This window comes from Brevibacterium sp. UCMA 11752 (assembly GCF_021532235.1).
Lineage (GTDB): Bacteria > Actinomycetota > Actinomycetes > Actinomycetales > Brevibacteriaceae > Brevibacterium > Brevibacterium antiquum.
Genome location: NZ_JACBOS010000003.1, coordinates 4,090,304 through 4,116,647 on the forward strand (window position 1 = coordinate 4,090,304; position 26,344 = coordinate 4,116,647).

Below are 26,344 nucleotides of genomic sequence, written 5' to 3' on the forward strand. Positions count from 1 at the left end.
ATGACGACACTGAGCGAAACCACTGAGACAACCGGTGCGAACACTACCGCAGCAGTGACCACGCTGCGTGCGCACCAGCTCGTCATCGACGGCCGCCTCGCCTTCGTCGAAGACTGGGGCGAGGCCGACGCGACCCCGCTGCTGGCTCTGCATACCGCCGGTCAGAGCGGCGTCCAGTACGCCCACGTCGCCGCCGAGCTCGCGGCACTGGGCTACCGCGTCATCGTCCCCGACTTCCCCGGCCACGGACGCAGCGAGCCCGCTGCACACGGGCCGGTGACCGACCTCGGCGAATATGCCCGATTCGCACTCACCGTCCTCGATCGGCTGGGCATCGACCGCTTCGTCGCCGTCGGCTGTTCGATCGGTGGGAAGATCACGATCGACCTCGCTGTGCGGGCAGGATCTCGCATCCGGGCCGCGGTCGCGATGGCCGCCGGGGCCAGCGGTGGCCACGTCTCCATCCGGGGACTGACCCGCGAACTCAACGACATCTCGACGCCCTCGCGCAGCGACCGCACCTACTGGGGCACACGCGCCGTCGTCGGCTCCGCAGTCAGTGAAGAACGCCGTTCGCTCATCGCCCGCATGCACTGCCGCGAGGATCCAATCATCTCGAACTCGGATCTCATCGGCTGGGGCAAGCACGATGTCAGCGCAGGATTGCCCGACATCGCATGCCCCACGATCCTCGTCGCCGGTGAGGATGATCTCTGGATCGACGCCGAGGCGGTCCGTCGTGATGCCGCGTCCATCCCTCGAGGATCGTTCACGTTCCTCCCCGGGATCGGGCATTATCCGATGGAGGAGATGACTGATTTCGCCAGCCAGGTCGACGCTTGGGTGCGCACCCTGGAAGCCAGTGACGAAGGAACGGAGACCACCCGATCATGACCGCACAGCCCAGCACTCTCTACGGCCACCTGAAATCGTGGGTCGAGGCCGACCCACAGCGACTGGCCCTCATCGACCCCGTACCTGTCAGCGCTCAGACCAGCGACCTCGACCACGGACACATCCGTGTCAGCGTCGCCGATCTGCTGGCTCGCGCGAACCAGTTCGCCACCCTCCTCACCGAGCATGAAGTCGGCGAAGGCGACTGCGTGGCCGTGTGGCTGCCCAGTTGGGCAGACACCTACGCCTGGCAGTTCGCGGCCTCGGCCCGCGGAGCCCATGTCATCGGCGTCAATACCCGCTACAACGTCGCCGAGGTCGGCCATGTACTGACGAAGGCACAGCCCAAACTCCTCGTGATGGCTCACGGATTCCGCGGCATCGACTTCCTCGCCACTGCGAGGAAGGCCGTCGCCGAATCGCAGGACGAGGCACCCACGGTTGCCGTCTGGGCCGTGCCGGGGGCATCGGAGGAACCTGTTGCCGCCGACTATGACCTCGGTTCAGGGGCAGTGGTCGTTCCTGCGGTCGGTGCCACCACCTCGGCGCCGGAGCTGTCGGCTGTCGAACCCAGCGCGGACCGGCTGTCGGTCGCGTTCACGACCTCGGGATCGACGGGCATGCCGAAGCTGGCCGCTCACAAAGAGACCGCTGTCGTCTCCCATTCGCAGCACGTGGCCTCGCGCGTGGGATTCGAGCCCGGCGACGTCCTCGTCGAGCCGCTGCCCTACTCCGGTGTCTTCGGATACTCGGCGGGCATGGGTGCGCTCTTCGGCGGTGCCGCGGTCCTCCTCCACCCCGTCTTCGACGAGCTGGAACTCGTGTCGGCCTGGGACCACTTCAACGGCTCGCACTTCGTCGGCGCCGATGACATGCTCTCGCGGGTACGCCGTGTATGCGAAGAGACCGGCACGACGATCGGCTCGTGGAACTGGGCCGGCGTGGCCGACTTCCAGGGGATGTCCGCAGACATCGCGAAGTGGGCCGCCGAAGAATTCGGAACCCGGACCGTCGGTGTCTACGGCTCCTCAGAAGTCTTCGCCCTCACCTCCTTTTGGCCCGTCGACACCGCCGAGGAGCTTCGCTACTCCGGTGGTGGACGACTGACCGATCCCGCATACGAGTACCGCATCGTCGATCCGCTCTCGAACCTCGACGTCCCCGAAGGGTCAGAGGGAGAAGTGCAGCTGCGCGGAGCGAACATCGTCGACAGATACCTCGGTGATAAGGGCGAAGGCGCCAAGAACTTCACACCCGACGACTGGTTCGCCACCGGCGACCTCGGCCGCGCGCAGGGACCCGACTCCTTCGAATACGTGTGCCGCATGGGCGACGTCATCCGTCTGCGCGGATTCCTCGTCGACCCGGCCGAGATCGAACTCCACCTCATCACCCATCCCGAGGTCGAAATCGTCAAGGTCGTCGGCCGCAACAGTGAAGCGGGAGCCCCTGAGGTGGTCGCCTTCGTCCAACCCGTACCGGGCACGAATCCGGATCCGGTGGAGATCAGGGCGTACTGCAAGGAGCGCTTGGCCAGCTTCAAGATTCCCACCGAGGTCCGCCTCGTCGAAACCATGCCCGTGACCGCCGGTACCAACGGGTCGAAGATCAAAGCAGCCGTCCTGCGCGAATGGGCGGCCAAACCGCTCGAGACGCAGAAGTGACTTCAAAGCTAGGAGATACACCATGACGCATAAGCCCAGGCCACGCCCGGACACCCCGCACTTCATGACCGAGGAGCGGCTGGAGATCCAAGCGCTTGCTCGCGAGTTCGCCCGCGACGTCGTCCTGCCGCTGGCCAATGAGCTTGACCCTGTCGAGGGGCAGTTCCCGGATTGGTTCGTGTCTCAGATGGCCGACATGGGCTTCTTCGGCATCCTCATCCCCGAAGAATACGGGGGCCTGGGACTCGGCGTCTTCGAGTACTGCCTCGTCGCCGAGGAACTCTCCAGAGCCTGGATGAGCGTCGGCGGACTCTTGGCTCGAGGCAACGGGATGGGCGGCAACTTCTCTCCTGAACAGGAAGCCCGAATGCTGCCGAAGGTCGCCACCGGCGAATACCTCGGCGCCTTCGCCCTGTCCGAGGCTGAGGCCGGATCGGATGTCGCCAACATACGGTGCAAGGCCACACGCGCTGACGATGGTGGCTGGGTCATCAATGGCACGAAGATGTGGTGCACGTTCGCCGACCAGGCCGATTACATCATCCTCTTCGCCCGTACCTCCACCGATGAGGCCAAGCGGCATCGCGGGATCTCGGCATTCCTCGTGGAGAAGGAACGCGGTACCTTCCCCGAAGGGATGAGCGGGACCGCTGTGAAGAAGATCGGGTACTTCGGATGGAAGACCTGGGACCTGAACTTCGACGACTTCCACCTCCCAGCCGACGCACTGCTGGGAGAGGAAGATCGTGGCTTCTACCAAGCGGTGTCGGGTCTTGAAGTGGGGCGTGCACATACCGCGGCCCGGTCGATCGGCTTGGCCCAGGCCGCATTGGAAGATTCGATTGCCTATTTGAAGCAGCGGGTCCAGTTCGGCCACCCCTTGGCTGATTTCCAGCACCTGCGGTTCAAGGTCGCTGACATGGCCGCTCAGATCGAGGCGAGCCGGGCCCTGATGTATCACGTGTGCACGCAGATCGACTCGGGTGCTCGCTGTGACAAGGAAGCCGCGATGGTCAAATACCTCGCAGCCGAGATGGCGGAGAAGGTCACCTCGGAGGCCGTGCAGATCCATGGCGGGGCCGGATATACGAAGGACTTCGCGGTCGAACGCCACTGGCGTGATGCCCGCTTGACGAAGATCTTTGAGGGCTCGTCTGAGATCCAGATGCGCATCATCTCCGATGAACTGCTCGGACGCTGAGCCACCGCTTTGGGACACTGAGGCCCACCAACACTTCCGAGGAGGAAGAATGGCGAAGAACATTGTCATCTGTGAACCCGTGAGAACTGCCGTCGGCGGATTCGGCGGCCAGTTCAAGAACCTGCCACCAGAAGAGCTCGGCCGTCAGGTCCTCGAAGCTCTCATCACGAGATCCGGGCTGAACGTCGACGTCGTCGACGATGTCATCCTCGGCAACTGCTACCCCACGATGGAGGCCCCTGCCATCGGCCGCGTGGTCGCCCTCAACGCCGGACTGCCGATCACCACACCTGGCCGCCAGATCGACCGTCGCTGCGGCTCCGGCCTCCAGGCCATCGCCGACGGGCAAGCGATGATCAACGCCGGTTTCGCCGATGTCGTCATCGCCGGCGGCGTCGAGACCATGAGCCGCGGCGCCGTCTTCAACGAGGAGATCCGCTGGGGAGTCAAGGGCTCCGGCATCGACCTCAAGGACAGCCTGGCACGTGGCCGAGTCACAGCTGGTGGCACGAACTACCCGGTCCCCGGCGGGATGATCGAGACCGCAGAGAACCTGCGCGCCGAATACAGCATCAGTCGCCAGGAGCAGGACGAATTCGCCGTTGCCTCGCACCAGAAGGCGGCCACGGCCAGAGACACCGGCGCCTTCGACGACGAGATCGCAGCGATCACGATTCCGGCGACCCGGAAGACCCCGGAGCAGGTCATCACGACCGACGAGCACATCCGCCCGAACGCGAACGTCGAATCGCTGGGCAAGCTGCGCCCGATCCTCGGGTCCTCCGACGCCGAGGCGACCGTGACGGCCGGCAACGCCTCCGGACAGAACGACGGAGCCGCACTGTGCATCATCGCCACCGAGGAGAAGGCGCGTGAACTCGGACTGCGCATCTTCGCCCGGATGGTCGGCTGGGCCGTTGCAGGCGTTGCGCCCAAGACGATGGGAATCGGTCCTGTGCCGGCCGTGGCCAAGGCACTCGAACGCGCCGAGCTGACGCTGGCCGACATGGACCTCATCGAACTCAATGAGGCCTTCGCAGCCCAGGCACTTGCCTGCACCCGCGAATGGAAGCTGGGTGAGTCCGACTTCGCCGAACGCCTCAACGTCAACGGTTCGGGGATCTCCCTCGGACACCCCGTGGGAGCAACCGGAGGCCGCATACTGGCCACCATGCTCCACGAAATGAAACGCCGTGACTCGCGCTACGGAATCGAGACCATGTGCATCGGCGGCGGCCAGGGCATGGCAGCAGTCTTCGAGAACCTCGCGAGCTGAGAGTCGGACCGCGGAGGCCGATCTCGTCGAGAGCCGACCTGAGCGCCGAAAGTCGACTTCGTGAAGTCGGCTCTCGGCGCTCAGCAATGCTCTCGGGGACAACCGCTCACGCGTCCCCGCGAGGACGCTTCAGAGCGTGAAGCTCGCTTCAGATGGTGAACCCTGCGGGGAACGGGTCGGTGGGGTCGAGTGTGTAGTGGGCGGTCCCAGTCAGCCAGGAGCGGCCCGTGATGGTGGGGACCACGGCCATGTGTTCGTCCACGCTCGTCTCCTCGACGAGGCGGCCGGTGAACGAGGTGCCGATGAAGGACTCGTTGACGAAATCCTCATTCAGCCCCAACTCACCGCGGGCATGATGGACGGCCATGAGTGCGCTCGTCCCGGTACCGCCAGGCGAGCGATCCACCCACCCGGGATGATTGATGAGGATGTGGCGGGTGTGCGAGGCGGTCGACCCCGGGGCCAGGAACACAACGTGCTCGCAGCCCCGGAACCCTGAGACCGGGTGCACCGGTTCGATCTGCTCATTGACCGCGGCCATGATCGCTCGGCCGGCCGCGGTGAATTCCTCGGCGCGGTCGCGTTCGAAGGGGATGCCGACCCCGCCCGAGCCCCACTCCCCCGTTGCCTCAACGAACGCATAGTAGTTCCCGCCGAAGGCGATGTCGCAGTTGATCGAGCCGTATCCGCCGACATCGACGCTCTGGTCCAAGGCATGGGCGTAGGAAGGGACGTTGACGATGGTCACCGATTCGGCTCGACCATCACGGACGGCCACCTCGGCGATGATGAGCCCGATGGGCGTGTCCAAACGGATACGCGTCACCGGTTCCTCCACGGTCACCATTCCGGTCTCCACGAGGACGGTGGCCACGGCGATGGTGCCGGCACCGCACATCGGGAGCACACCTGTGACCTCGATGAACAGCACGCCCCAATCGGCATCGGAACGTGTCGGCGGCTGCAGGATCGCCCCGGAGAGCCAGCCGTTGCCGCGGGGTTCGCACATGAGAAAGGTGCGCAGGTCATCGGAATCAGCGATGAATCGGTCCCGGCGCTCGGCCATCGTGGCGCCGGGAAAGGCCCCGACTCCCCCGGTGACGACCCGCACGGGCAGGCCCTCGGTGTGGGCCTCAACAGTCTGGATGAGTCGATTCGTGCGCATGTTCGCCTACTTCTTCGACTCGAGCTGATCCTTCGGAAGGATGACACGGTAACCCAGCCGGGCGTCGTAGCCGTGGATCTCTCTGGTGTCGAGGGCGGACATGAAGTCGAGCACCTCGGCGGTGATGATCTGACCGGGCACGAGCACGGGGAATCCCGGCGGGTAGGGCGTGACGAACCCGGCAGAGACCGGCTGATCCCCGGACTCGACCCGACGGCCCAACTCCTCCGGGAGGACGTGTTCGATGTTCCACCGGCGCAGCCCGGCGTAGTAGGCGGTGCGCAGATCACCGTCGGGCAGCTGCTTCGACGGATCCTCAGCCGGCACCTCGGCGGCGTATTCCGGCGCGAAGGCGCTGAAGTCCGGAAGCGGCGGCATGATCTCGGCCGGCTCGTCAAGGGAGTACTCGGCCTGGAGTTCGTGCGGGTCGTTGAACTTCTCGGCCATCTTGACGAGGACCTCGATGAGGTAGGCCACGGCTGACCGTGACGTGCCGATGTTCGTCATGAACAGCACCGTGTTGCGGCTCGTCTTATTGACCTGGATTCCGTAGCGGTCCATGAGGAAGTCGTGTTTGAAGGTGTCCCCGTCGACTCCGGTGCCGCTGATCTCGATGGTGATACGGCTGGGATCGACGACGAACTCGTCGGTCGTCCACGCATGCCAGAACGTCGCCAGCCCATCGCGCAGAGGCATCGTGCGCTCGGTCTGCCGGTACTCCTCGGGGATGAGGTCGGCCGCAGTGAGCACACGGAAGGTCTTCTTCAGCAGCGGATGACGCGAGACGGCGGAGGCCAGGCTCATCGCCAAATCCAGCTGCTTCTGCACGAGGGCGAAGCCCTCCATCTCGACCTGCCGGCGACCCAAGTCCAAGGACGCGAGGATCTGGTAGTTCGGCGAGGTCGAGGTGTGCGTCATGTACGCCTCGTGGAACGATTCCTCCGCTCCGTGAGAGAACTCCTGGTCGTAGACATGGATCATCGAGCCCTGCCGCAGCGAGGTCAGCGTCTTGTGCGTCGACTGGGTCGCGTATACGCGCAGAACCGCATCCGGCGGCGGCAGCAGCGACTCGTTCAGCCACACCTCGTCGGGGGCAGGCTCACCGGTCTGGGCATCGAAGAGACGCTCACGCTGCTCGCGGTACGCCCTGGCATGGGCGTCGGTGTCGAGGATCGCTTCGAGCCGCTCGGCCGCGACCATTGCAGTGCGCTTGCGGGTGACAGGGTGGAACCGGGCGAAGGCGAACCACGCCTCATCCCAGAGAAAGACGAGGTCGGGCTTGATCGCCAGGCATTCGGCCATGACCTTCTCCGGGTCGTAGACGATCCCGTCGAAGGTGCAGTTGGTCAAGGTGATCATCCGGACCTCGTCGAGGCGGCCGGCGGCCCGGTAGTCGAGCAGGAGCTGCTTGATCCGGTTCAGCGGCACCGCGCCGTAGAAGGCGACGTCGTTGAGCGGGTACGCCTCGAGGTAGGCGGTCCTGGCACCCGTGAGCATGAGCGCATGGTGGTGCGACTTGTGGCAGTTGCGGTCGACCATGACGACCTCGTCGGGTGAGACGACGGCCTGGTGGACGATCTTGTTCGCCGTCGAGGTCCCGTTCGTCACGAAGTAGGTCCGCTTCGCGCCGAAGGCCCTGGCCGCCAGTGACTGCGCCTTCTTGATCGTGCCGACCGGCGCCAGCAGGGAGTCCAGCTCACCCGAGGTGGCACTGGTCTCTGCCAGCAGCAGATTGAGACCGTAGAAGTCGACGAAGTCACTGATCCACTTCGATCCCACGACCGAGCCGCCACGGGAGACCGGCAGAGCGTGGAAGACACCGGCCGGGCGGCGCGCGTGCTCCCGGATAGCAGTGAAGAACGGGGTGTCATAGAGGTGCTGGACGCGGCGCAGGAGAGACAGGTGGAGCTCGAACTGGTCCTCACGGCGGAAGACACGACGGAACCGATGGGTCAGGGCTCCGGCCAGGCTCTCGATGTGGGCACCGGCCATGAGGTAGAGGTCGAGCTCCGGGCGCAGACCGGCCAGAGTGTCTGCCAGACGCAGCACTCGACGGACCGAATTGAGCGGACTCATCGGCATCGTCGGCGAGTCGGTCGTGCCCTGGTGGGCAAGTTCGATGGCACTGCGCAGATCGCGGCTGAGCACCTGCCGGGTCCGGTCGGTGAAGCCGGGGCGGATGACGCAGGCGAGCAGGTTCGGATTCGTCAGCGCCGCCGCGACCGCATCGTCGGCGGTGGGAACGATGACGTAGTCGTAGATGAACTGGTCGGAGGCGTTGCGCAGCTTGAGCAGGTCGGTGTGCAGCTCATCACGGCCGCCCTCCGTAGTCTCATCGACGATGAGCACTTCGAAGCGGGGGCGCGAATCCTGACGGTCCTTGTGCTCGGCGCGCTCATCCTCGGTGAGGTCATCCTCGGCGACGTCGGGGACTGTGGTTCCGCGCAGGCGGTTGACGGCACGCGTGATCATGTCGTGGGCCTTGTCGAACTCACCGTTGGAGAGCAGCTCGGCGATGTCCTCGACGTAGCGCTGCCCGAAGCCGCCCCAGTACAGTTCGATCGTCTTCAGCGAGCGCAGCGAACGCCAGACCTCACCGTCGGCGGCGATCATCGAGAAGTCCCCGCCGCTGATGGCCAGACGCTTGATCGCGAACTTCAGGTACTCCCAGGCATCCGAGCGCAGACGCCAGGTGCTCGCAGGCATTCCCGGATCGCGTTCGAGCTTCGACTTCTTCGGCCGAGACCGAAATCCCGTCTCCGAGGAACCGCCGGCCGAGTCAGAGTCCAGCCGCTTCCGGGGCGTCCCTCCGGCCGCTGCCGGTCCAGGCATGAAAGATGCCTGTGCCGAATGGTCGTCGGAGTCGATGCCGGTCATACTTGAGCCTCCTGGCGATGAAGTATAGCGATGTCGAGCGATCCCCTGCGGAATCCGTTGTGCCAAGATCATACGGCGTTGCACGACCGAATGTTCAACAGCCCACCCACATGAGACAAAAGAATGATAAGCATGAAGCCATGGACAACTCCGCGCCACTTTCCGCCGGCCATCTCCTCGTCAACGAGCTCGAAGCCCACGGCGTCCAGCGTGCCTACCTGGTCCCCGGTGAGTCCTATCTCGACGTGCTCGATGGCCTCCACGATTCGACCATCACCCCCATCGTCTGCCGCCAAGAGGGCGGAGCCGGCTACATGGCCGTAGCCGAGGGACGCATGACCGGCATCCCCGGAATCGCCATGGTCACCCGCGGTCCCGGAGCCTCGAATGTCATGGTCTCCGTGCACACCGCCCACCAGGACGCGACGCCGCTCGTCGTCTTCGTCGGCCTCATCCCCACCGCCCAGCGAGGTCGCGAATCCTTCCAGGAATTCGATCTGGACGGCTGGTTCTCGACGACGACCAAGAAGGTCCTGACCCTCGATGACCCGGACAAGGCCGCCGAGGTGGTCGCCGATGCCATGCACACCGCCGTGACCGGCCGGCCCGGTCCCGTCGTCGTCGGCCTGCCCGAGGAGGTGCTCGCCCAGGCCAGCGGCGGTCGAGTTCTGGCACCGCGCACACACGGCTCCGCCGCACCGTATGCCGGCGATGTCACAGAGCTGCGGGCCCGCATCCTCCAGGCCGATTCTCCCGTACTCATCATCGGCGGCGAGGACTGGTCCCCGGCCACCTCGCGCAGGATCGCCCAATGGTCACGCGATCGCGGCCTCGGCGTGATCGGCACCTTCCGTGCCTATGACGGCATCGACCATGACTGCCCCAACTTCCTCGGCATGCTCGGCTTCGGCGCCTCCGCGGTGGCCAAGAGAACCTTCGCCGAGGCTGACCTGCACATCTTCCTCGGCTGTGTCCGCACCGATGTGGCCACCGATTCCTTCACGATCGGCACCGAGGCCAAGACCGTCGTCATCGGCCCCGACCCTGACGCCCATGGACACTTCGGCAGCCTCGACCAGCACATCGTCACCTCGGTCAACCGCTTCGCCCAGGCCCTGTTCACCGAGGACGGTTCGCGCGCCTATTCGGTCTCCTCGGACGGGTCCATCGATGAACCCGCCGTCGGCGATGAGCACCTGAGCGGCAACGATGAGCCGGTGCCGCTGCCGGACTGGATCCGCGAGGCCCGCGCAGAACTCGAGGAATGGCGGATGCCGGTCACCACCTCGGCGAGCTCTGGCTCTGCTGATGCCGGTGACGGCTTCGTCGACATGGATGAGGCCTTCGCCCATGTCAAGGAGCTGCTGCCGGACAACGCGATCATCACCTACGGGGCCGGGAACTTCTCGGGCTGGGCCACCAGGTTCCTGCCCACGCATGGGTTCCCCTCGGCGCTGGGCCCGCGCAACGGGTCGATGGGCTTCGGCCTCCCTGCCGCGGTTGCCGCCGGCCTGGTCCACCCCGAGCGACCCGTGTTCTGCATCGCCGGAGACGGGGACTTCCTCATGAACGGCCAGGAGCTCGCCACCGCCGCACAGTACGGGGTGAACCTCACCGTCGTCGTCAACGACAACTCCGTCTACGGCACGATCCGCGGCCACCAGGACCGCGAATATCCGGGCCGGGCAACGGGAACTGCTTTGCGAAGCCCCGACTTCGCAGCCCTGGCCACGGCCTTCGGCGGTCTGGGTCTCACAGTCGAACACACCGCGGACTTCCGGGACGCCTTCGAGAAGGCACTCGCCAATGAGGGTCCGTCCCTCGTCCGCTGCCTCACGGATCCCACGATCCGCGGTGCCCGGGTGTGATTGGGCCGATGCGCTCCCTCCTACCGGCTGCACAGCCACGGACCCAACGGTTGGTGACTTCTGGTCGAAAATTCGCTTCGGATCGACCAGGAGTTACCAACTGTTGGGCGCTGGGACCGCGTTCCGTGCTCTCCGACGCCGCGGCGGCCTCGGTCGCCGCGCAATCCGCGCTCTCTCGCTGTAACTGATTCCTACGCTGTAACTGATTCTGACGCTGCAAAGGTGACACTATGAACATCGACGCGATCTTCACCGATCTTGATGCCCACACGCTCGACCCGGCACGTCCGCGGGCGACGAAGATCGGCGTCTTCGCCGGACGCATCATCGGCTTCGACGAGGAACTCGACGGCGTCACCGCAGATCGGGTCGAATCGCTGGGCGGGGCCACCGTGCTTCCGGGCTTCAACGACGTCCACTGCCACACAGCTTGGTTCGGACTCACCTTGGCATCCATCGACGTCACAGCGCTGCCCGGCGGTCTGCCCGATGTCTACGCTGCGCTCGAGAAAGCGGCAGCGACGACACCGGCCGGCGAGTGGATCAACGCCACCGGCTACGCCCACCGCGACTACGACGGGCAGTACCCGGAGCTCTCCCGCCTCGACGAGATCACCGGCGACCGGCCTCTGTTCATGCGCCAGACCTCGGGGCATGCCGCGATCGTCAACACCGAGGCGATGAAGCGAGCAGGGATCCTCGACCCCGGTTTCAGCGATCCCGTCGGCGGCAGGGTCGTCACCGATGCGGCGGGCCACCCCACAGGTCTGGTCGAAGAGACCGCGCAGGGACTTGTCCAGGACCTCATCCGCCCCTACTCACTCGACACGATCGTCGACGCCATCGACCTTGCGACTGCGTACTATGCAAAGGAGGGCATCACCTCCTTCGGTGACTGCGGCGTCGCCTACGGGTGGATCGGCCACTCCCCCATCGAGGTCTCTGCCTATTTGCGTGCCCGGGAAGAGGGCAAGCTGCGCGCCCGGGCCCAGCTGTTGCCGCAGGCCGATGGTCTCCACGAGATCGCAGCGAACTCCGCAGACGGCTTCGGAATCGGCCTCGACGCGGGAGTGCGCACCGGCCTCGGCGATGACCTGGTCTCGCTGGGGCCCGTCAAGTTCTTCATGGACGGGGCGCTGAGCGGGGAGACCGCGGCTCTGCGGGAGAACTACGAGGGCAAGGATCATCCCGGCTATCTGCAGGACGACGCCGAGGTGCTGCGCAAGCAGATCCTGGACACCTACGCCTCAGGATGGTCCGTCGCAGTCCATGCGATCGGCGATGCGGCCGTGGATGCTGCGGTAGCCAACATCGTCGACGCCCAGGCCAAGTATGGTCGCCGAGCGGTCCCCAACCGGATCGAGCACGCTGGCCTCGTCCATGATGAGCACCTGCCCACTCTGGCCGACAACGGCATCGTCGTGACCCCGCAGTCCGCGTTCGCCGAAGGAATCGGCGACGGAATGAACGCCTCACTGGGCCCCGCACGCCGCTCACTGATCTACCGCGCGAAGTCCTTCCTCAACGCCGGTGTGCTGCTGGCCGGCAGCTCGGATCGCCCCTGCGCCGACGGCAATGCGCTGCGCGGAATCGAAGCCTTTGTGACCAGGAAGACCCGCGACGGCGACATCATGGGCTCGGCCGTGGAATGCCTGAGCGCCGATGAGGCGATCGCCGCCTACACCTCGGTCGCGGCCGAGGCCTCCGGGCATGGTGCAGACAAGGGAACCCTGTCACGCGGGAAGCTCGCGGACTTCGTAGCCCTCGATGCCCACCCCGCCGAGGTGGAACCCGAGCAGATCTCGCAGATCACGGTCCGCGCCACGGTCCTCGGCGGCGATTTCACCCACGACGCCCGCTAAACCTCCCCGACGTCACTAATAGCGCCCGGCGCCGGGGGTGTTTAGTGACGTCGGGGAGGATCAGCGGGAGAGGTCGAGGTCGGTGAGGACCTTCTCGAAGACGCCCAGGCCCGTTTCGAGGTCCTCTTCGCTGATGTTGATCGGCGGGACGACGTGGAGACGGTGATAGTTGTTGAAGGGGACCACGCCGTGTTCCTTGAGTGCAGCAACCACCGAGGCGACCTCGGGTGAGTCTCCGCCGTAGGGTGCCAGCGGCTCACGGGACTCCTTGTCCCAGACGAGTTCGATCGCCCAGAAGGCGCCGACTCCGCGGACTTCGCCGACGTGCTTCGAGTTCTCCGCTATCTGACGCAGCCGGGGCCCGATGATCTCCTCACCGATGCGTTCGGCGTGCTCGATCATGCCCTCGTCATCCATCGCCTGCATCGTGGCCACTGCCGCCGCGCAGGCCAGCGGGTGACCGGAGTAGGTGAGCCCGCCGGGGTAGGCCTTCTGTGCGAACGAACCGTAGATCGCATCATCCATGATCACCCCGCCCAGAGGCACGTAGCCGGAGTTCACGCCCTTGGCGAAGGTGATGATGTCGGGCACCACGTCGAAGTGCTCGAAGGCGAACCATCTGCCGGTGCGGCCGAACCCGGCCATCACCTCGTCGGCGATGTAGATGATGTCGTGCTTGTCGCACAGCGCACGCGCCCCCTGCATGTAGTCGCTGCCCGGGAGCATGATGCCGGCGGTGCCCGGAATGGTCTCGAGGATGATTGCGGCGATCGTCGACGGACCCTCGAGTTCGATGGTGCGCTCGAGGTGGCGCAGCGCCCGCTCGGTCTCCTCCGCCTCTGTGGTCGCAGAGAACTCGGACCGGTAGAGGAAGGGCCCGAAGAAGTGGACGACACCGGAGTCACCGCGATCATTCGACCAGCGACGCGGGTCGCCGGTGACGTTGACGGCGGTCTCGGTGCCGCCGTGATACGAGCGATAGCGGGAGAGGACCTTATGCTTGCCCGTGTGCAGCCGGGCCATGCGGATCGCGTGCTCGTTCGCGTCCGCACCGCCGTTGGTGAAGAACACATGGTCGAGACCGGCAGGGGTGCGGTCGGTGATGAGGCGGGCGGCCTCCGAACGAGCGGCGTTGACGTGGGCGGGACTGATCGTGCACAGCAGGTCCGCCTGATCCTTGATGGCCTGGACGACCTTCGGATGCTGGTGCCCGATGTTGGTGTTGACCAGCTGGGAGGAGAAGTCGAGGAACGACTGCCCCTGGCCGTCGATGATGGTCGATCCCTGCGCACGGGAGACGGTCATCGGGTCAAGCAGCTCCTGCGCCGACCAGGAGTGGAAGACATGTGCCCGATCGAGCTCGTAGGCCCTGGCGGATTCGTCCTTGATCTCAGAGATGTCTGCCTCGCTGAGCTGCTGCACAACGCATCACCCTTTCACCATCGTTCAGGTTCGTCCGCTCATCGTAGATCAGATTCCGCTGAAACGGTCCGCGTCCGTGGCGGCGGGGTCCGCGTCGGTGGTCTTCGGTAGAGTGATTCGCATGCCTTACCGCACGCTCGCCGCCGTGTCCGAAGCCGAGATCGAGATCAAGAAGTCACGCTTCATCGGATTCCTCGCACCGGTCGCCGATGAGGCAGAGGCCAGGGAGGTCATCGCCGAGCGCCGCAGCGCCCATCCGAAGGCGCGCCATCATTGCACCGCGTTCGTCCTCGATCCGGATTCGCGCACACAGCGCTTCAGCGATGATGGTGAGCCGGCAGGCACGGCCGGGGCACCGATCCTCGACGTCGTCTCCGGTCACCAGCTGACGTTCGTCGTCGCGGTCGTGACCAGGTACTTCGGGGGAACTCTGCTGGGTGCGGGAGGACTCGTCCGCGCCTACGGCCAGGCCACCTCGGCGGCATTGGAGACGGCACGCGTGGTGACGAAGCATGAGCTGGTGCCTGTGCGCGCCGAAGTCGACTACGCCCAGGCCAACGCCCTGGATCGGGCGGCCGGGAACAGAGGATGGGCGACGCGGTCGCACTACGGAGCCACGGTGGTCATCGACATGATGGTCCCCGTCGCCGAGGTGGACGCGGCCTTGGCAATATACGCAGACCTCACCGCCGGGCAGGCAGAGCCCGCCGTCGGTGACGTCGAATGGGCGTGATCAGTGCTGAACTGATCAGTGCTGAACTGATCAGTCCAGGGCTGCGATCTTTCCGACCTGTGCATTGGTCAGCATGACGAGGTCCTCGGGACGGATTTCGATCTCGAGGCCGCGACGACCTGCGGAGACGAATACCGAGGAGTGCTCGAGTGCGGTGCGGTCGATGACGACCGGCACAGCATGGCGCTGCCCGAACGGGGAGACCCCGCCGACCGGGTAGCCGGTGCGACGTTCGGTCTCGGCCACGCCTGCCAGCTGGGCCTTCTTCGCTCCGCGTGCGGAGGCGAGGCCCTTGAGGTCGAGCTGCCCGGACACTGGAACCAGGGCGGTGACGGGTTCGCCGTCGACCTGGATCATGAGGGTCTTGAATACCTGATCGGAGCCTACGCCGAGCTTGTCGGCTGCTTCGGTTCCGTAACGGCGTGTACTCGGATCGTGATCGAAGCTGTGCAGGGTGTAATCGATGCCTGCCAGGTTGAGTACACGGACGGCCGGGGTAGCCGCGCTTGTCGGTTTGGATGCCACTGTCATAAAGGGGTCGTGCCTCCTGCCCGTAAATCTGCGAGGACACGCGGAGCACTTCTGCCCAGGGCATTCGCCCCTGTGTTCCCGCGTCGATACGGACGGAATGTTGTATCGAATGCTGATGGGTACCCGCCCACAATAAGCGAAGTCCCGGCTCAAGCGCCAATCAATGACGGTTGATGAAGAGTGAGAAACCACCTACGACCTGGGGTGACGCCGGTGTTCACGGGCAACTGCGGAGGTTGTCGGCCTCAGCCCCAGCCGATCTCGTGGAGCCGTTCATCATCGATTCCGTAGAAGTGTGCGATCTCGTGAACGATGGTGATGACGATCTCGCTGCGCAGGTGGTCACGGTCCTCGGCGAAGGCAATGAGATTGTCGCGGTAGAGGAAGATATTGTCCGGCAGCTCGAGTCCGGAGATGCCGCGCTCCCCCACCGGCGTTCCGTCGTAGAGGCCCAGCACATGTGTATTGCCATCCTCAGGCCGGTCTTCGACGAAAAGAGCGACATTGTCGAGCTCATCGGTCACGCCCGCAGGAAGTTGGTCGAGCGCCTCGTCAAGGATCGCTTCGAACTCTTCTTCACTGAGGTCTTCCATGTCGACCAGCCTACCGGGATGATCTCCGAAGGGACTGTGGGCCGTTCTCCCGCGGGCCCCGAACCACTCTCCTCAAAGCCCCCGAGGCAGTGTGACCGAGGACACGGGTTGCCGGTTTGCACTCTTCGAAATGGTTGGGATAAGCTTAACGTCGTTGCCCCGGGGAATCCGAGGTCAACCTGGGCCCCCATCGTCTAGAGGCCTAGGACACCGCCCTTTCACGGCGGCGACACGGGTTCGAATCCCGTTGGGGGTACGGTGTAGGATTGAAAGGTCCGATACCGCATCAGATGCAACAAAGTTAGGCCCTGTAGCGCAGTTGGTTAGCGCGCCGCCCTGTCACGGCGGAGGTCGCCGGTTCGAGTCCGGTCAGGGTCGCGGAGCACAAGGCTCTTCTTCGGAAGGGCCTTTGTTTCTCTCAACATACTTGACGTATGTTGACGACCTGGCTCTGTAGCTCAGTTGGTAGAGCGTTCGACTGAAAATCGAAAGGTCACCGGATCGACGCCGGTCGGAGCCACAATCAGGGGAAGCCCCCGGATTTCTGCGGAAGTCCGGGGGCTTTTCTGTGCCAGATTCAACCCTGCCAGATTCAGCTCTCGTGGAGCACTGGCTCGGAGGCCTCCGATATCTGCTGCCCACCACGAAGCGGAAGAATTCTGCCGCGTCGATGAGCCATCCAGACGAAGACGGCACCTGTAAGTACACAGATTCCGATGGAGAACACGCTGCCTTCAGGTCCGAAGTCTCCGCCGGTGAGGAGCACCGGGCCTGACATCGTCGCATCCAGCAGCCCCTGCGGTGTATTGGCTCCGGAGACTTCAGTGCTGAAGATTCCACCGGCAGCTATATTCCATCCGAAATGCAGACCGATCGGAACCCATAGTCGTCTTGTCGCCATATAAGCGGCGGTGAGCATAAAGCCGGCCTCGACCGCGATGGCGATCGCACCGAAGAGGGAGGCGTTGGGGTTGAGCAGGTGCATGAGACCAAATAGCAGTCCGGTGACCGACATGGCGACCCATGAGCCGGTCCACTCTTCGACGACTCGGAACAGGACACCCCGGAAGATCACTTCCTCAGTGACCGCGGCCGCCACCATGAGACCGAGCAGTCCCAGCAAGGCTCCTGGAGATCCGAAACCATCGACCGCGTACCCGCCGAGGAGCGCGATATTCGCAATCACGAGCGCGAACAGGCCGATGCCGATGAGCGCTCCGAGGCCGAGCGACCGGGCGGCGCCTGTTCGCGACAACTCGGTGACCGGGCGATTTTCCGTGCGCCGCACGACAGCGCGGTAGACGATGAGCGTGAGGGTTGCAGTAATGAGTCCTGCAAGCAGAGCCAATACCCCGTTTCCTCCGACGATATTCGCCGCGATTCCTCCGAGGACGGTGACTGCCACGACGGCGATGAGCTGTTTGATGAGACGCACGACACTGACTCCATTCGCAAGAAGACCGTGAGCGTTTGCCCCGGCCATCGGCGACGATAGGGGGCATCTATCCGGGCGGACATCACCCCTGAGAGTGAAAACAGATGGGACCAACCGGTTACGCCACGGTAACCATGGCATGTATTGTGATGGCGGTAACAGAGTTCCCAACCGAACCATGCGCTGAAACTCACGATGCAAAGGAGCAAAAATATGACACGTGGTACCCGAATGAATGGTGCACGAGTGCTGATCACCGGTGCAGGCAGCGGAATCGGACGCCTGATGGCCCTCGACGCTGCAGCACGTGGAGCCGCAGAGATTCTGATCTGGGACCTCTCGGCCGAGAGTGGACAGCGCGTACGCGATGAACTCGTGGCGGCAGGAACGCAGGCCCGCTCATTTGCCGTCAATGTGGGCGACTCCAGCCAGGTCACAGCCACCGCAGAGGAAACCGGCCCGATCGATGTCCTCATCAACTGCGCCGGAATCGTCACCGGCAAGAAGCTGCTGGACGCCGATGAGGACGCCATCCGACGGGTCTACGACGTCAACACCCTCGCTTTGTATTGGACGACACGTGCCTTCCTGCCCGGAATGCTCGAACGTGACCGCGGCAGCGTGGTCACCATCTCCAGCGCCGCGGGCCTCACCGGAGTGGCCAAGCAGACTGATTATTCGGCAAGCAAATTCGCCGCCCTGGGCTTCACCGAGTCCCTGCGCAATGAGCTGCGCACCGACGGCAGCAACGTCAACACTCTCGTCGTGTGCCCCTTCTACATCAACACCGGCATGTTCGAGGGCGTGACCACGAAGTTCCCTCGCCTGCTGCCCATCCTCGAGGAGAACAACGTCGCCACCAAGGTCATCGACTCCATCGAATCCGGGCGCGAACAGCTGGTCATGCCCTCCCTGGTCCGTCTGCTGCCAAGTATGCGGATGCTGCCGACGCAGGCCTTCGACCGGGTGCTGGACTTCCTCGGCGTCAACAAGACCATGGATCATTTCACCGGCCGTCGGCCCGCGGCGGCGGAGTCGAATACCGCCTCGCCGGCACAGGAACTGAATTCCGCCGATCCGACCGCAGCCCCGGCCCCTGCCCGACGCTGACGAGGGACACGAACTCCTCCTCATCTTTGGCTATACGCCTACTCGATGGACAATGATGAGGAGGAGCATCGACCCCGCGGTGGCTCAGACACCGAAGCTGCGCAGAAGGAGGACGCCATGGCCGTCACCGATCTGGTCCTCGAAGGCGGAGGGGCCAAGCTTCCCGGACTCATCGGCGCGGTCAATGCACTGAGCTCAGCCGACTACTCCTTCCACCGCATTGCGGGAACCTCGGCCGGTGCGGTTGTCGGAGCCCTGACCGCTGCGGGCATTCCGCCGGAGAGTCTCATCGAGACGGTTCTCGACAAGGACTTCACCGACTTCGAGGATCTCAGTCCGGCCTTCCGGCTCGTGCCGTGGCTCGGGAAGGTCCAGGGGCTTCTGTTCCACAAGGGCATGTATCTCGGCACCGCCCTCCACGACTTCCTAGCCGACATCCTCGCTGATCAGGGCATCCGCACCTGGGGAGACCTGCGCCTGCACGACCCCCACAGCGCGCTGCCGCCGGAGAGGCAGTACCGCCTCGTCGTCATCGTCTCCGATGTCTCCCGCGGTCGCATGCTGCGACTGCCCTGGGATTACCGATCTGCGCTCGGCGTCGACCCGGATTCTCAGTCCGTCGCCGAGGCGGTCTGTGCCTCGGCCGCGACCCCGTTCTTCTTCCGGCCCCGCTCTTTGCGAGCAGATCCGCAGGTGGCCGGTGGTGCCACGGTGCTCGGGGCCGACGGCGGGCTGCTGTCGAACTTCCCCGTCGACATCTTCGATCGCAAAGACAGTCAGCCCGCTCGTTGGCCCACCCTGGGTGTGATGCTCTCAGCCAAAACCACGGCCGAAACCCAATGGCGGCCCAATGCGAACACCTACGAATACGCCGTCTCTCTGCTGTCGACCATGATCAACGCCCACGACCGGCGTCATATCGATGAACCCTCGGTCACCGACCGGACGATCTTCGTCGACACGGCATCCCAGAGCAGCACCGACTTCGCCTTGACGCTGGCGGACAAGCTCGGCCTCATCGGATCGGGTGAGACCGCGGCCGAAGACTTCCTCAGCACCTGGGACTGGCAGACGTGGAAGGAACGCTACGACCGACGGTGAACCAGGGCACCTGCGCGCTGGCGCCTGCTCGTGCAACAATGTGGGCGTCGACAGACAGAACCATCGACCACCACCGAAGGAGCGATCATGAGCGACAATCCCACCGATCCGACACCGTGGCAGGACGAACCCGAGATGGGGGCGCCGGAGACGGATGATCCCACTCTCGACGAGCCCACCGCCGACGAACTCGACGACCCGGAGCTCAACGCCGCCGAGGCCGAAGCCGATGACGTCGACACCGAACTCGATGCGGACACCGAACTCGATGCCGAAGACTCTCCGGCCGTCGAACCCGGGGCAGAGGGCCCCGAGGGAACCGGCATCGAAGGTGCCGACGATGAGCTCTTGGACGCGCAGGGCTTGGAATCTGGGAATGACGCCCCCGACATTTCGGAAGAGTTCTCCACGGATTCCTCGCCCGCTGCCGAACAGGGCAATCGTCGCAGCGATCATATGATCTCCGAAGACCAAGACGATGCAGAAGTCGCCCAACTCGCCGGTGACGATCTCGATGTCGACGCACTCGCCGACGACGGAATAGACGACTGAAACGCTACGTGGCCCGCTGAGGCTAGTCGCCCAGCTCGGAGACCGTCCGGTAGGACAGCACGTTCGCTGTCTGCGCCGGGCGGTCTTCGCTCAGCCCACTCAGCGACTGCACTGCCGCTGAGATCGCGGCTCGGTAGAGCAGGGAGCCGGTGCTGATCCTGGCCACCCCCACCTCGGCGAACTGGTCACGTGAGAAGCGCGGACTGGCGAGCACATTGACCGGAAGCGGACAGGAGTCGACGATCCGCCCGGTGGTCTCCAGATCGAGATCCCCGGGCACGAAGATCCCATCGGCCCCGGAGTCGACATAGCGCCGCATCCGTTCAAGGGTGTCGCCGAGGCTGTCCTGACCCGTCCAGTACGTGTCGATGCGCGCGTTGACGAACAGACCAGGAAGCGCATCCTTGATCGCGCTCACCTTGGCGGCGAGCGCGGCGGGTTCGCTGAGGCAGCCGCCGGTGGCGTCTTCGATGTTGATGCCGTCGACGGCGAATCCCTGTTGCAGGGTAGCGACGACTGCCGCCGGGTCGTCGCTGTACCCATCCTCGAAATCGCAGGTGAGCAGCACTTCGGGCAGGGTTCGGGAGATGTTGCCGATCAGATCGGCCATCGCGGTCAGGGTTTCACGGTCCTCATCGGCAGCGCCGATTCCGGCAGCCACACCCAGACTGGTCGTGCCCACGGCCGGGTGACCCGCCTCGGCGAACAATCGGGCACTTGCCACATCCCAGGCGCACGGCAGAACGAATGGCGCCCCCGGACGGTGCAGTCGGTGGAACGACTGGCTGCGGGAGGGCTGACGCTCGGAGGCCGGGATCTGATCGCTCATACCCCCATGCTAGGCCTCACGCTGCTCGCTTCACTCCTCGTTCGAGAACACGACAACGGGCTGTGTTAGAAAAGAGAAGGAGAAGGGAGTCATCCATGTCTGCTTCGCGTTATCGCTCCGAGAAACAGTTCGACCTGCCGCATGCGGGTTCGGGTCGGCCTGTGCATCGCCTCGGCGTCATCGCCACCGTGGCCACCTTCGGTGGGCTCCTCTTCGGCTATGACACGGGCGTCGTCAACGGTGCGCTCGAACCGCTGAGCCAAGATTTCGGTCTCACGCCGCTGTCGGAGGGGCTCGTCGTCGCCAGCCTCATGGTCGGTGCCGCATTCGGCGCGGTCTTCGGCGGTCGCGTCGCCGACGCCTACGGCAGGCGTCACACGATCCTCCTGCTGGCAGGTGTCTTCATCATCGGCACGCTGGGCTGTGTGCTGGCCCCGGGCGCGGAGTTCCTCATCGGTGCCCGCTTCGTCCTGGGCATCGCAGTCGGCGGAGCCTCCGCCACCGTCCCCGTCTATCTGGGCGAGATCGGCCCCTCAGAGAAACGCGGCTCCTTCGTCACCCGCAATGAGCTGATGATCGTGGCGGGGCAGCTCGCAGCGTTCATCATCAACGCCGTGATCTTCAACGTCTGGGGCCATGTCGACTCCATCTGGCGCTGGATGCTCCTCGTCGCCCTCGCCCCGGCCATCGCGCTGCTCGTGGGCATGATCTTCCAACCAGAGAGCCCCCGTTGGCTGATCTCGAAGGGCCGCACGGAGGAGGCTCTCGTGGTGCTCAGACAGGTCCGCTCCCCCGAACGCGCCGAGGCGGAGGTCGCCGAGGTCACCCACCTCGCATCCGAGGACGCCAAGCAGGCCACCGGTGGGCTCTCCGATCTCGGAACCCGCTGGGTGCTGCGATTGGTCATCATCGGCGTGGGCCTCGGCTTCTTCCAGCAGCTGACCGGCATCAACTCGGTCATGTACTACGGCACGCAGCTGCTCACCAATGCCGGGCTCGATTCCGGTGTCGCGATCATCGGCAACATCGCCAACGGAGTCTTCTCGCTGCTGGGCATCTCGCTGGGCATGTTCCTGCTCAACAAGCTGCCGCGTCGGGTCATGTTCCTCACCGGTTACGCCCTCATTGCGTTCTTCCACATCCTCATCGCGCTCACCGCCGTCGTCATTCCGCCGGGACCGGGTCAGGCGTGGACGGTTCTCGTGTTCCTCGTCCTCTTCGTATTCTCGATGCAGGGCACGGTCGGGCCGCTGACCTGGTTGATGCTCTCCGAGATCTTCCCGATGAAGATCCGCAGCTTCGCCATGGGCATCTGCGTGTTCGTGCTGTGGATCATGAACGCCATCGTCGCCCAGTTCTTCCCGCCGCTCATCGAGGCGATGGGAATGACGGCGACATTCAGCATGTTCGCCGGCTGCGCCGTGCTCGCCTTCATCTTCCTGTTCCTCCTTCTTCCCGAGACCAAGGACAAAGATCTGGCCGAGTTCGAACGCGAGTTCAAGGCGAAGTACGGCAGAAAGTAAGGAGTCAACATGTCAGTCGCAGTAGCCGTCACCGACAGCCCTGAGGGACGCACGGCACTGGACAGTGCCGTCGCTGAGGCCAGGGCACTGAACACGGGCCTGCTCCTCATCAACCTCACCCTCCATGACCTCACCGATGATGAGATTCCTCGTCACCTCGAAGTGAAGCTGATCAACCGGTCCGGGCGCGGGGATCGTGATCCCGTCACCGCGGTCCTCGATGAGCTGCGCGATCACGTCGCCGAGGTGGATCGCCTCGTGCTCGGTGTGCGCAGTCGCTCCCGTGTGGGCAAGGTCCTGCTCGGCTCCGTGGCCCAACGCCTCATCCTCCGCTCCCCTGTCCCCGTGCTCACCGTTCGGGTGCCGGAGGCTGCGAAGAAACGCTGACCGGCAACGTGCTGAGCTCAGCCGGCTGTCAGTGTTCGTTTGACGCCGATGATCGTCGCGAGCGCCAGGCCGAGGATGCCCACGAGGAAGGCGGGCGCTCCGTAGCCGCCCCAGGAGGAGATGGCCGTGCCGAGGTAGACGATGAACAGTGCGGCCGAGACCCACACCATCATCCGCTCCGACTCACGGAAGATCTGCTGCGCGTTCTCCTCAGTCACGACAACCGGGAAATTGAGCATCTGCGGCCGCGTGGACAGCCAGGACGTGGCGCCGATGAGGGCAGCGAGCAGGCCGACGATGACGAACACCGTCCAGCTCGGACCATAGCCGTCGGCCATGCCGGCGAGGTTGAAGTGGGTGGGAATCAGATCAGGCAGCATCGGGTAGCTGACCAGCACAACGACTGAGAGCACAGCGGTCGCAATCAGCGTCGCGCGTCGGATCCACCTGGTTGCGGTTCCGGTCTCGAATGTCGTCGCATAGTTCTGCTGCCCCACCATGCGACGATCGTACCCTCTGCGCGCTGGCCCCTTTGGGCTCCGTCTCCGGCAGTGGCATAGGGTGGACAGCGATCACACGGGCAGCGGACGCAAAGGAGCAGTCATGACAGACATGACGGTGGAGAACTCGGCGGCCGACCGCCTCGAATCCGCACTGTCGGGACGAATCGACCGGTCCGCGATGGACGAGATCGCGGATCTCACGCATCAGATTCCACTCCCCGAACTGACCCGTCTCGTCCACACGAGCACTCCGCTGCAGTCGGCGGTCCTCTTCCGCATCTTGGATAAGGATGACGCTCTCGCGGTCTTCGAGAATCTTCCGCCGGGTTATCAGGCGGAACTGATCCAAAGCCTGCGGGAACCGGAGGTCGCCCACATCGTCGAAGGCCTCGATCCCGATGACCGTGCCGAACTCTTCGGCGAACTTCCCGCCAACGTCGCCCGCAGGCTGATGAGCGGCCTCGATGCCGAAGAACGAGAGATGACGACCGCGGTCCTCGGCTACCCGAAGAAGGCGATCGGCCGCTACATGTCACCCGAGGTGCTCAGCCTCCACGAGGATTGGACGGCCGCCGAGGCTATGGAGGTCGTCCGCGCCCGCATCGACGGTCCTGAGACCGTCTACCTCCTGCCCGTCGTCGGGGTCGGTCGTGTCCTCTTGGGCGTGGTGTCCCTGCGCAACCTCATCGCCGCCGAGTCCGAGGGTCTTGTCGGGGACATGGTGCGTGAATCGATCAGCACGCAGGCGCTGACCGATCGTGAGGTCGCCTCACGTGAGTTCCTCTCCCACCGGCTCATTGCGATGCCGGTCGTGGACAAGGAGGACCGCCTCGTCGGGATCCTGACCATGGACGATGTCCTCGACATCGTTGATGAGGAGGACGCCGAGGACATCGCCCGGTCCAGCGGTTCCGAACCTCTCGACCGCTCCTACCTGTCCTCGACGATCTTCCGCCTGGTCAAGAGCCGCATCGTATGGCTGTTGGTCCTCGCGGTCTCCGCGATCCTCACCGTCCAGGTTCTCGAGGTCTATGAGGACCGGCTCGATCAGGTCGTCATCCTCGCCCTCTTCATCCCTCTGCTCACCGGCACGGGAGGCAACACCGGCAACCAGGCCGCAACGACCGTGACCCGAGCGCTGGCCGTGGGCGAAGTGCGGATCCGCGACCTCGGGAAGGTCATCTGGCGCGAGCTGCGGGTCGGTGCGCTGCTGGGCGCTGTGCTCGGTGGTCTGGGATTCATTGTCGCCGGGCTCGTCTATGGGCGGGCGATCGGGCTGGTCATCGGCCTCACCCTGCTGTCCGTGTGCATCATGGCCGCGACTGTAGGCGGGCTGATGCCGATCATCGCCAAGCGCGTCGGGGCGGATCCGGCGGTCTTCTCCAACCCGTTCATCTCCACCTTCTGCGACGCCACCGGCCTGATCATCTACTTCACCATTGCGACGACGATTCTGGGGCTCAGCTGAGGCCCGACGAACACCCAGCCGCCACGAGATGTCAAGATTTTATTGACACATTGAAAGTGTCAACTTAGCCTTGACGCATGACCTCATTCAACTTCTTTGCCATCACCGAAGACCGCCCCTCGACCCGCTGGCAGATACTGTTCGATACCGTGTGGCCCGCCTACCGGGCGTGGTATCTCCGCGACGGGGACACCGCCCGCCCCAGTTTGGCTACGGCCGAGGCCAAACTGCGCGAACACATGCCCGAACTCGTCCCCACCTGGCAGCGTCTGGTCGAACTCGCACGCGGGGACGAGACCGCGGCTCGCATGCTCACACTGTGGAACCCGCCGCGTTTCCTGCCCGGGTGTTCACAGGTTGCCCTGCAATCCCCTGAGCCAGCGCTGGTACGCAACTACGACTACGGGTTGGAGCTGTTCGAACAGGTCCACGCCTCGACTCGCTTCGACTCCCGCCGGGTGATCGGGACCTCGGACTGCCTGTGGGGCCTGCTCGACGGAATGAATGAGGACGGGCTCGCCGTCTCCTTGGCCTTCGGCGGGCGGCCAGGCGACGGCGACGGCTTCGCCGCGCCGCTGGTCGTCCGCTTCCTCCTGGAGGTCGCCGGCTCCGTGCCGGAGGCCCTGCGCCGACTCGAGACGATACCGGTGTCCATGTTCTACAACCTGACCATGATCGATGCCCAAGGCACGTCGGTGACGGCCTACGTCGGTCCGGGAATGACCCCAGAGATCATCAACGATCCGGTTGCAACGAACCATCGCGGTCGCCACCCGGAATTCCCCGACCACGCGCGACGGTTCCGCAGCGTCGAGCGCCAGGACCTGCTCACCGAGGCAGTGGAGCAGGGATGCGATGTGCAGGAGATGGCCCAGACGATGCTCAGCCCCGGAGTCTTCAGCGACGACTACGACAACGCCTTCGGCACCCTGTACACTGCCGTCTATCTGCCGCTGCGTGGCCAGGTCGAATATCATTGGCACGACCGCAGCTGGACCCGCAGCCTGCACTCTACCGAGGAGATGATCATCGTGACCCTCGATGAAGACAGTCCCGAACCGATGCATGTCGACAGGCAGCCCGACAACCAGCCGATCGCGGATCCGGTCAGAGAATCGGCAGGCCCTGCTGTGGCCGATCTGCTCGACACGGCACGGCAGGCGGTCCACGATCTGTCCCATTCGCCGGACCCTGCGGCGTTTTCGGCGCTGCTCAGCCTCTCCGCCGAGGTCGGTGAGGCCTTGGGCACCAGTGCTCGCACGATGGCCGAGGACAATTCCTGGGCCCGGGTCGCCGAGATGGCCGACGTCAGCCGTCAGGCAGCCTGGCAGCGCTGGCGCTGAGCGTCCA

Annotated in this window: 22 protein-coding genes and 3 tRNA genes; 17 read left to right on the plus strand and 8 right to left on the minus strand. The window is 64.7% G+C overall.

Annotated elements, in window-relative coordinates:
* Genes HU144_RS18525 through HU144_RS18540 form a run of 4 tightly spaced genes read left to right on the plus strand, consistent with a single transcriptional unit; the run spans window position 1 to window position 5,035 of the window.
* Window positions 1–894 (plus strand): alpha/beta fold hydrolase, encoded by an 894-nt coding sequence (locus tag HU144_RS18525; protein WP_235352541.1) that lies wholly within the window; start codon window positions 1–3, stop codon window positions 892–894.
* On the plus strand, window positions 891–2,558 hold the full coding sequence (locus tag HU144_RS18530) for an AMP-binding protein (RefSeq protein WP_235352542.1): 1,668 nt from the start codon (window positions 891–893) through the stop codon (window positions 2,556–2,558). Before HU144_RS18525 ends, HU144_RS18530 begins: the two co-directional genes overlap by 4 nt.
* Before the next feature lie 22 nt (window positions 2,559–2,580).
* On the plus strand, window positions 2,581–3,759 hold the full coding sequence (locus tag HU144_RS18535; protein ID WP_235352543.1) for an acyl-CoA dehydrogenase family protein: 1,179 nt from the start codon (window positions 2,581–2,583) through the stop codon (window positions 3,757–3,759).
* A gap of 49 nt (window positions 3,760–3,808) precedes the next feature.
* Window positions 3,809–5,035 carry an acetyl-CoA C-acetyltransferase gene (locus HU144_RS18540; protein ID WP_235352544.1) on the plus strand — a complete coding sequence of 409 codons (1,227 nt, stop codon included), beginning with the start codon at window positions 3,809–3,811 and terminating at the stop codon, window positions 5,033–5,035.
* A 148-nt stretch (window positions 5,036–5,183) separates the two neighbouring features.
* On the opposite strand, the gene HU144_RS18545 is transcribed toward HU144_RS18540, so the two are convergent.
* Together HU144_RS18545 and HU144_RS18550 are read right to left on the minus strand one after the other, a co-directional pair.
* Window positions 5,184–6,200 carry a proline racemase family protein gene (locus HU144_RS18545; protein WP_235352545.1) on the minus strand — a complete coding sequence of 339 codons (1,017 nt, stop codon included), beginning with the start codon at window positions 6,198–6,200 and terminating at the stop codon, window positions 5,184–5,186.
* 6 nt (window positions 6,201–6,206) lie between these two features.
* The gene (locus HU144_RS18550) at window positions 6,207–9,077 is read right to left on the minus strand and encodes an aminotransferase class I/II-fold pyridoxal phosphate-dependent enzyme (RefSeq protein WP_235352546.1); all 2,871 of its coding nucleotides are present in this window, start codon (window positions 9,075–9,077) and stop codon (window positions 6,207–6,209) included.
* Window positions 9,078–9,217: 140 nt separating this feature from the next.
* Here HU144_RS18550 and HU144_RS18555 point away from each other — a divergent pair, with 140 nt between their 5' ends.
* Together HU144_RS18555 and HU144_RS18560 are read left to right on the plus strand one after the other, a co-directional pair.
* On the plus strand, window positions 9,218–10,945 hold the full coding sequence (locus HU144_RS18555; protein WP_235352547.1) for a thiamine pyrophosphate-dependent enzyme: 1,728 nt from the start codon (window positions 9,218–9,220) through the stop codon (window positions 10,943–10,945).
* A 230-nt stretch (window positions 10,946–11,175) separates the two neighbouring features.
* The gene (locus HU144_RS18560; RefSeq protein WP_235352548.1) at window positions 11,176–12,807 is read left to right on the plus strand and encodes an amidohydrolase; all 1,632 of its coding nucleotides are present in this window, start codon (window positions 11,176–11,178) and stop codon (window positions 12,805–12,807) included.
* Between the two features lie 60 nt (window positions 12,808–12,867).
* On the opposite strand, the gene HU144_RS18565 is transcribed toward HU144_RS18560, so the two are convergent.
* Window positions 12,868–14,229, minus strand: coding sequence for an aspartate aminotransferase family protein (locus tag HU144_RS18565; protein WP_235352549.1), 1,362 nt, complete (start codon window positions 14,227–14,229; stop codon window positions 12,868–12,870).
* Window positions 14,230–14,350: 121 nt separating this feature from the next.
* On the opposite strand from HU144_RS18565, the gene HU144_RS18570 reads away from it, so the two are divergent.
* Complete coding sequence (locus HU144_RS18570; RefSeq protein WP_235352550.1) at window positions 14,351–14,962, plus strand: YigZ family protein; 612 nt, start codon at window positions 14,351–14,353, stop codon at window positions 14,960–14,962.
* A gap of 30 nt (window positions 14,963–14,992) precedes the next feature.
* Here HU144_RS18570 and ybaK read toward each other — a convergent pair whose 3' ends face one another.
* Window positions 14,993–15,493, minus strand: coding sequence for a Cys-tRNA(Pro) deacylase (ybaK, locus tag HU144_RS18575; protein ID WP_204235035.1), 501 nt, complete (start codon window positions 15,491–15,493; stop codon window positions 14,993–14,995).
* A 245-nt stretch (window positions 15,494–15,738) separates the two neighbouring features.
* Window positions 15,739–16,086, minus strand: coding sequence for a metallopeptidase family protein (locus HU144_RS18580; protein ID WP_235352551.1), 348 nt, complete (start codon window positions 16,084–16,086; stop codon window positions 15,739–15,741).
* Window positions 16,087–16,269: 183 nt separating this feature from the next.
* Between HU144_RS18580 and HU144_RS18585 the strand changes: the two genes are divergently transcribed.
* From HU144_RS18585 to HU144_RS18595, 3 genes are all read left to right on the plus strand, one after another.
* A tRNA-Glu gene (locus tag HU144_RS18585) sits at window positions 16,270–16,342 on the plus strand.
* 48 nt (window positions 16,343–16,390) lie between these two features.
* Window positions 16,391–16,464, plus strand: a tRNA-Asp gene (locus HU144_RS18590).
* Window positions 16,465–16,533: 69 nt separating this feature from the next.
* A tRNA-Phe gene (locus HU144_RS18595) sits at window positions 16,534–16,606 on the plus strand.
* 72 nt (window positions 16,607–16,678) lie between these two features.
* Here HU144_RS18595 and HU144_RS18600 read toward each other — a convergent pair.
* The gene (locus HU144_RS18600; protein WP_235352552.1) at window positions 16,679–17,521 is read right to left on the minus strand and encodes a CPBP family intramembrane glutamic endopeptidase; all 843 of its coding nucleotides are present in this window, start codon (window positions 17,519–17,521) and stop codon (window positions 16,679–16,681) included.
* Between the two features lie 213 nt (window positions 17,522–17,734).
* On the opposite strand from HU144_RS18600, the gene HU144_RS18605 reads away from it, so the two are divergent.
* The 3 genes from HU144_RS18605 to HU144_RS18615 all read left to right on the plus strand — a co-directional run bounded on the left by HU144_RS18605 (window position 17,735) and on the right by HU144_RS18615 (window position 20,284).
* A complete protein-coding gene (locus tag HU144_RS18605) occupies window positions 17,735–18,631 on the plus strand; it encodes an SDR family oxidoreductase (RefSeq protein ID WP_235352553.1) in 897 nt (298 codons plus the stop codon).
* 45 nt (window positions 18,632–18,676) lie between these two features.
* Complete coding sequence (locus HU144_RS18610; protein ID WP_235352554.1) at window positions 18,677–19,732, plus strand: patatin-like phospholipase family protein; 1,056 nt, start codon at window positions 18,677–18,679, stop codon at window positions 19,730–19,732.
* 87 nt (window positions 19,733–19,819) lie between these two features.
* A complete protein-coding gene (locus HU144_RS18615; protein WP_235352555.1) occupies window positions 19,820–20,284 on the plus strand; it encodes a hypothetical protein in 465 nt (154 codons plus the stop codon).
* 22 nt (window positions 20,285–20,306) lie between these two features.
* Here HU144_RS18615 and HU144_RS18620 read toward each other — a convergent pair whose 3' ends face one another.
* Window positions 20,307–21,113 (minus strand): isocitrate lyase/PEP mutase family protein, encoded by an 807-nt coding sequence (locus tag HU144_RS18620; protein WP_235352556.1) that lies wholly within the window; start codon window positions 21,111–21,113, stop codon window positions 20,307–20,309.
* Between the two features lie 95 nt (window positions 21,114–21,208).
* Here HU144_RS18620 and HU144_RS18625 point away from each other — a divergent pair, with 95 nt between their 5' ends.
* Together HU144_RS18625 and HU144_RS18630 are read left to right on the plus strand one after the other, a co-directional pair.
* On the plus strand, window positions 21,209–22,636 hold the full coding sequence (locus tag HU144_RS18625; RefSeq protein WP_235352557.1) for a sugar porter family MFS transporter: 1,428 nt from the start codon (window positions 21,209–21,211) through the stop codon (window positions 22,634–22,636).
* 9 nt (window positions 22,637–22,645) lie between these two features.
* Window positions 22,646–23,023 carry a universal stress protein gene (locus tag HU144_RS18630; RefSeq protein ID WP_235352558.1) on the plus strand — a complete coding sequence of 126 codons (378 nt, stop codon included), beginning with the start codon at window positions 22,646–22,648 and terminating at the stop codon, window positions 23,021–23,023.
* Window positions 23,024–23,040: 17 nt separating this feature from the next.
* On the opposite strand, the gene HU144_RS18635 is transcribed toward HU144_RS18630, so the two are convergent.
* Window positions 23,041–23,523 carry a DUF1648 domain-containing protein gene (locus HU144_RS18635; RefSeq protein ID WP_235352559.1) on the minus strand — a complete coding sequence of 161 codons (483 nt, stop codon included), beginning with the start codon at window positions 23,521–23,523 and terminating at the stop codon, window positions 23,041–23,043.
* A gap of 103 nt (window positions 23,524–23,626) precedes the next feature.
* Between HU144_RS18635 and mgtE the strand changes: the two genes are divergently transcribed.
* Window positions 23,627–24,994 (plus strand): magnesium transporter, encoded by a 1,368-nt coding sequence (gene mgtE / locus HU144_RS18640; RefSeq protein ID WP_235352560.1) that lies wholly within the window; start codon window positions 23,627–23,629, stop codon window positions 24,992–24,994.
* Between the two features lie 77 nt (window positions 24,995–25,071).
* On the plus strand, window positions 25,072–26,337 hold the full coding sequence (locus tag HU144_RS18645) for a C45 family autoproteolytic acyltransferase/hydolase (RefSeq protein ID WP_235352561.1): 1,266 nt from the start codon (window positions 25,072–25,074) through the stop codon (window positions 26,335–26,337).
* The last annotated feature ends 7 nt before the right edge of the window (window positions 26,338–26,344 follow it).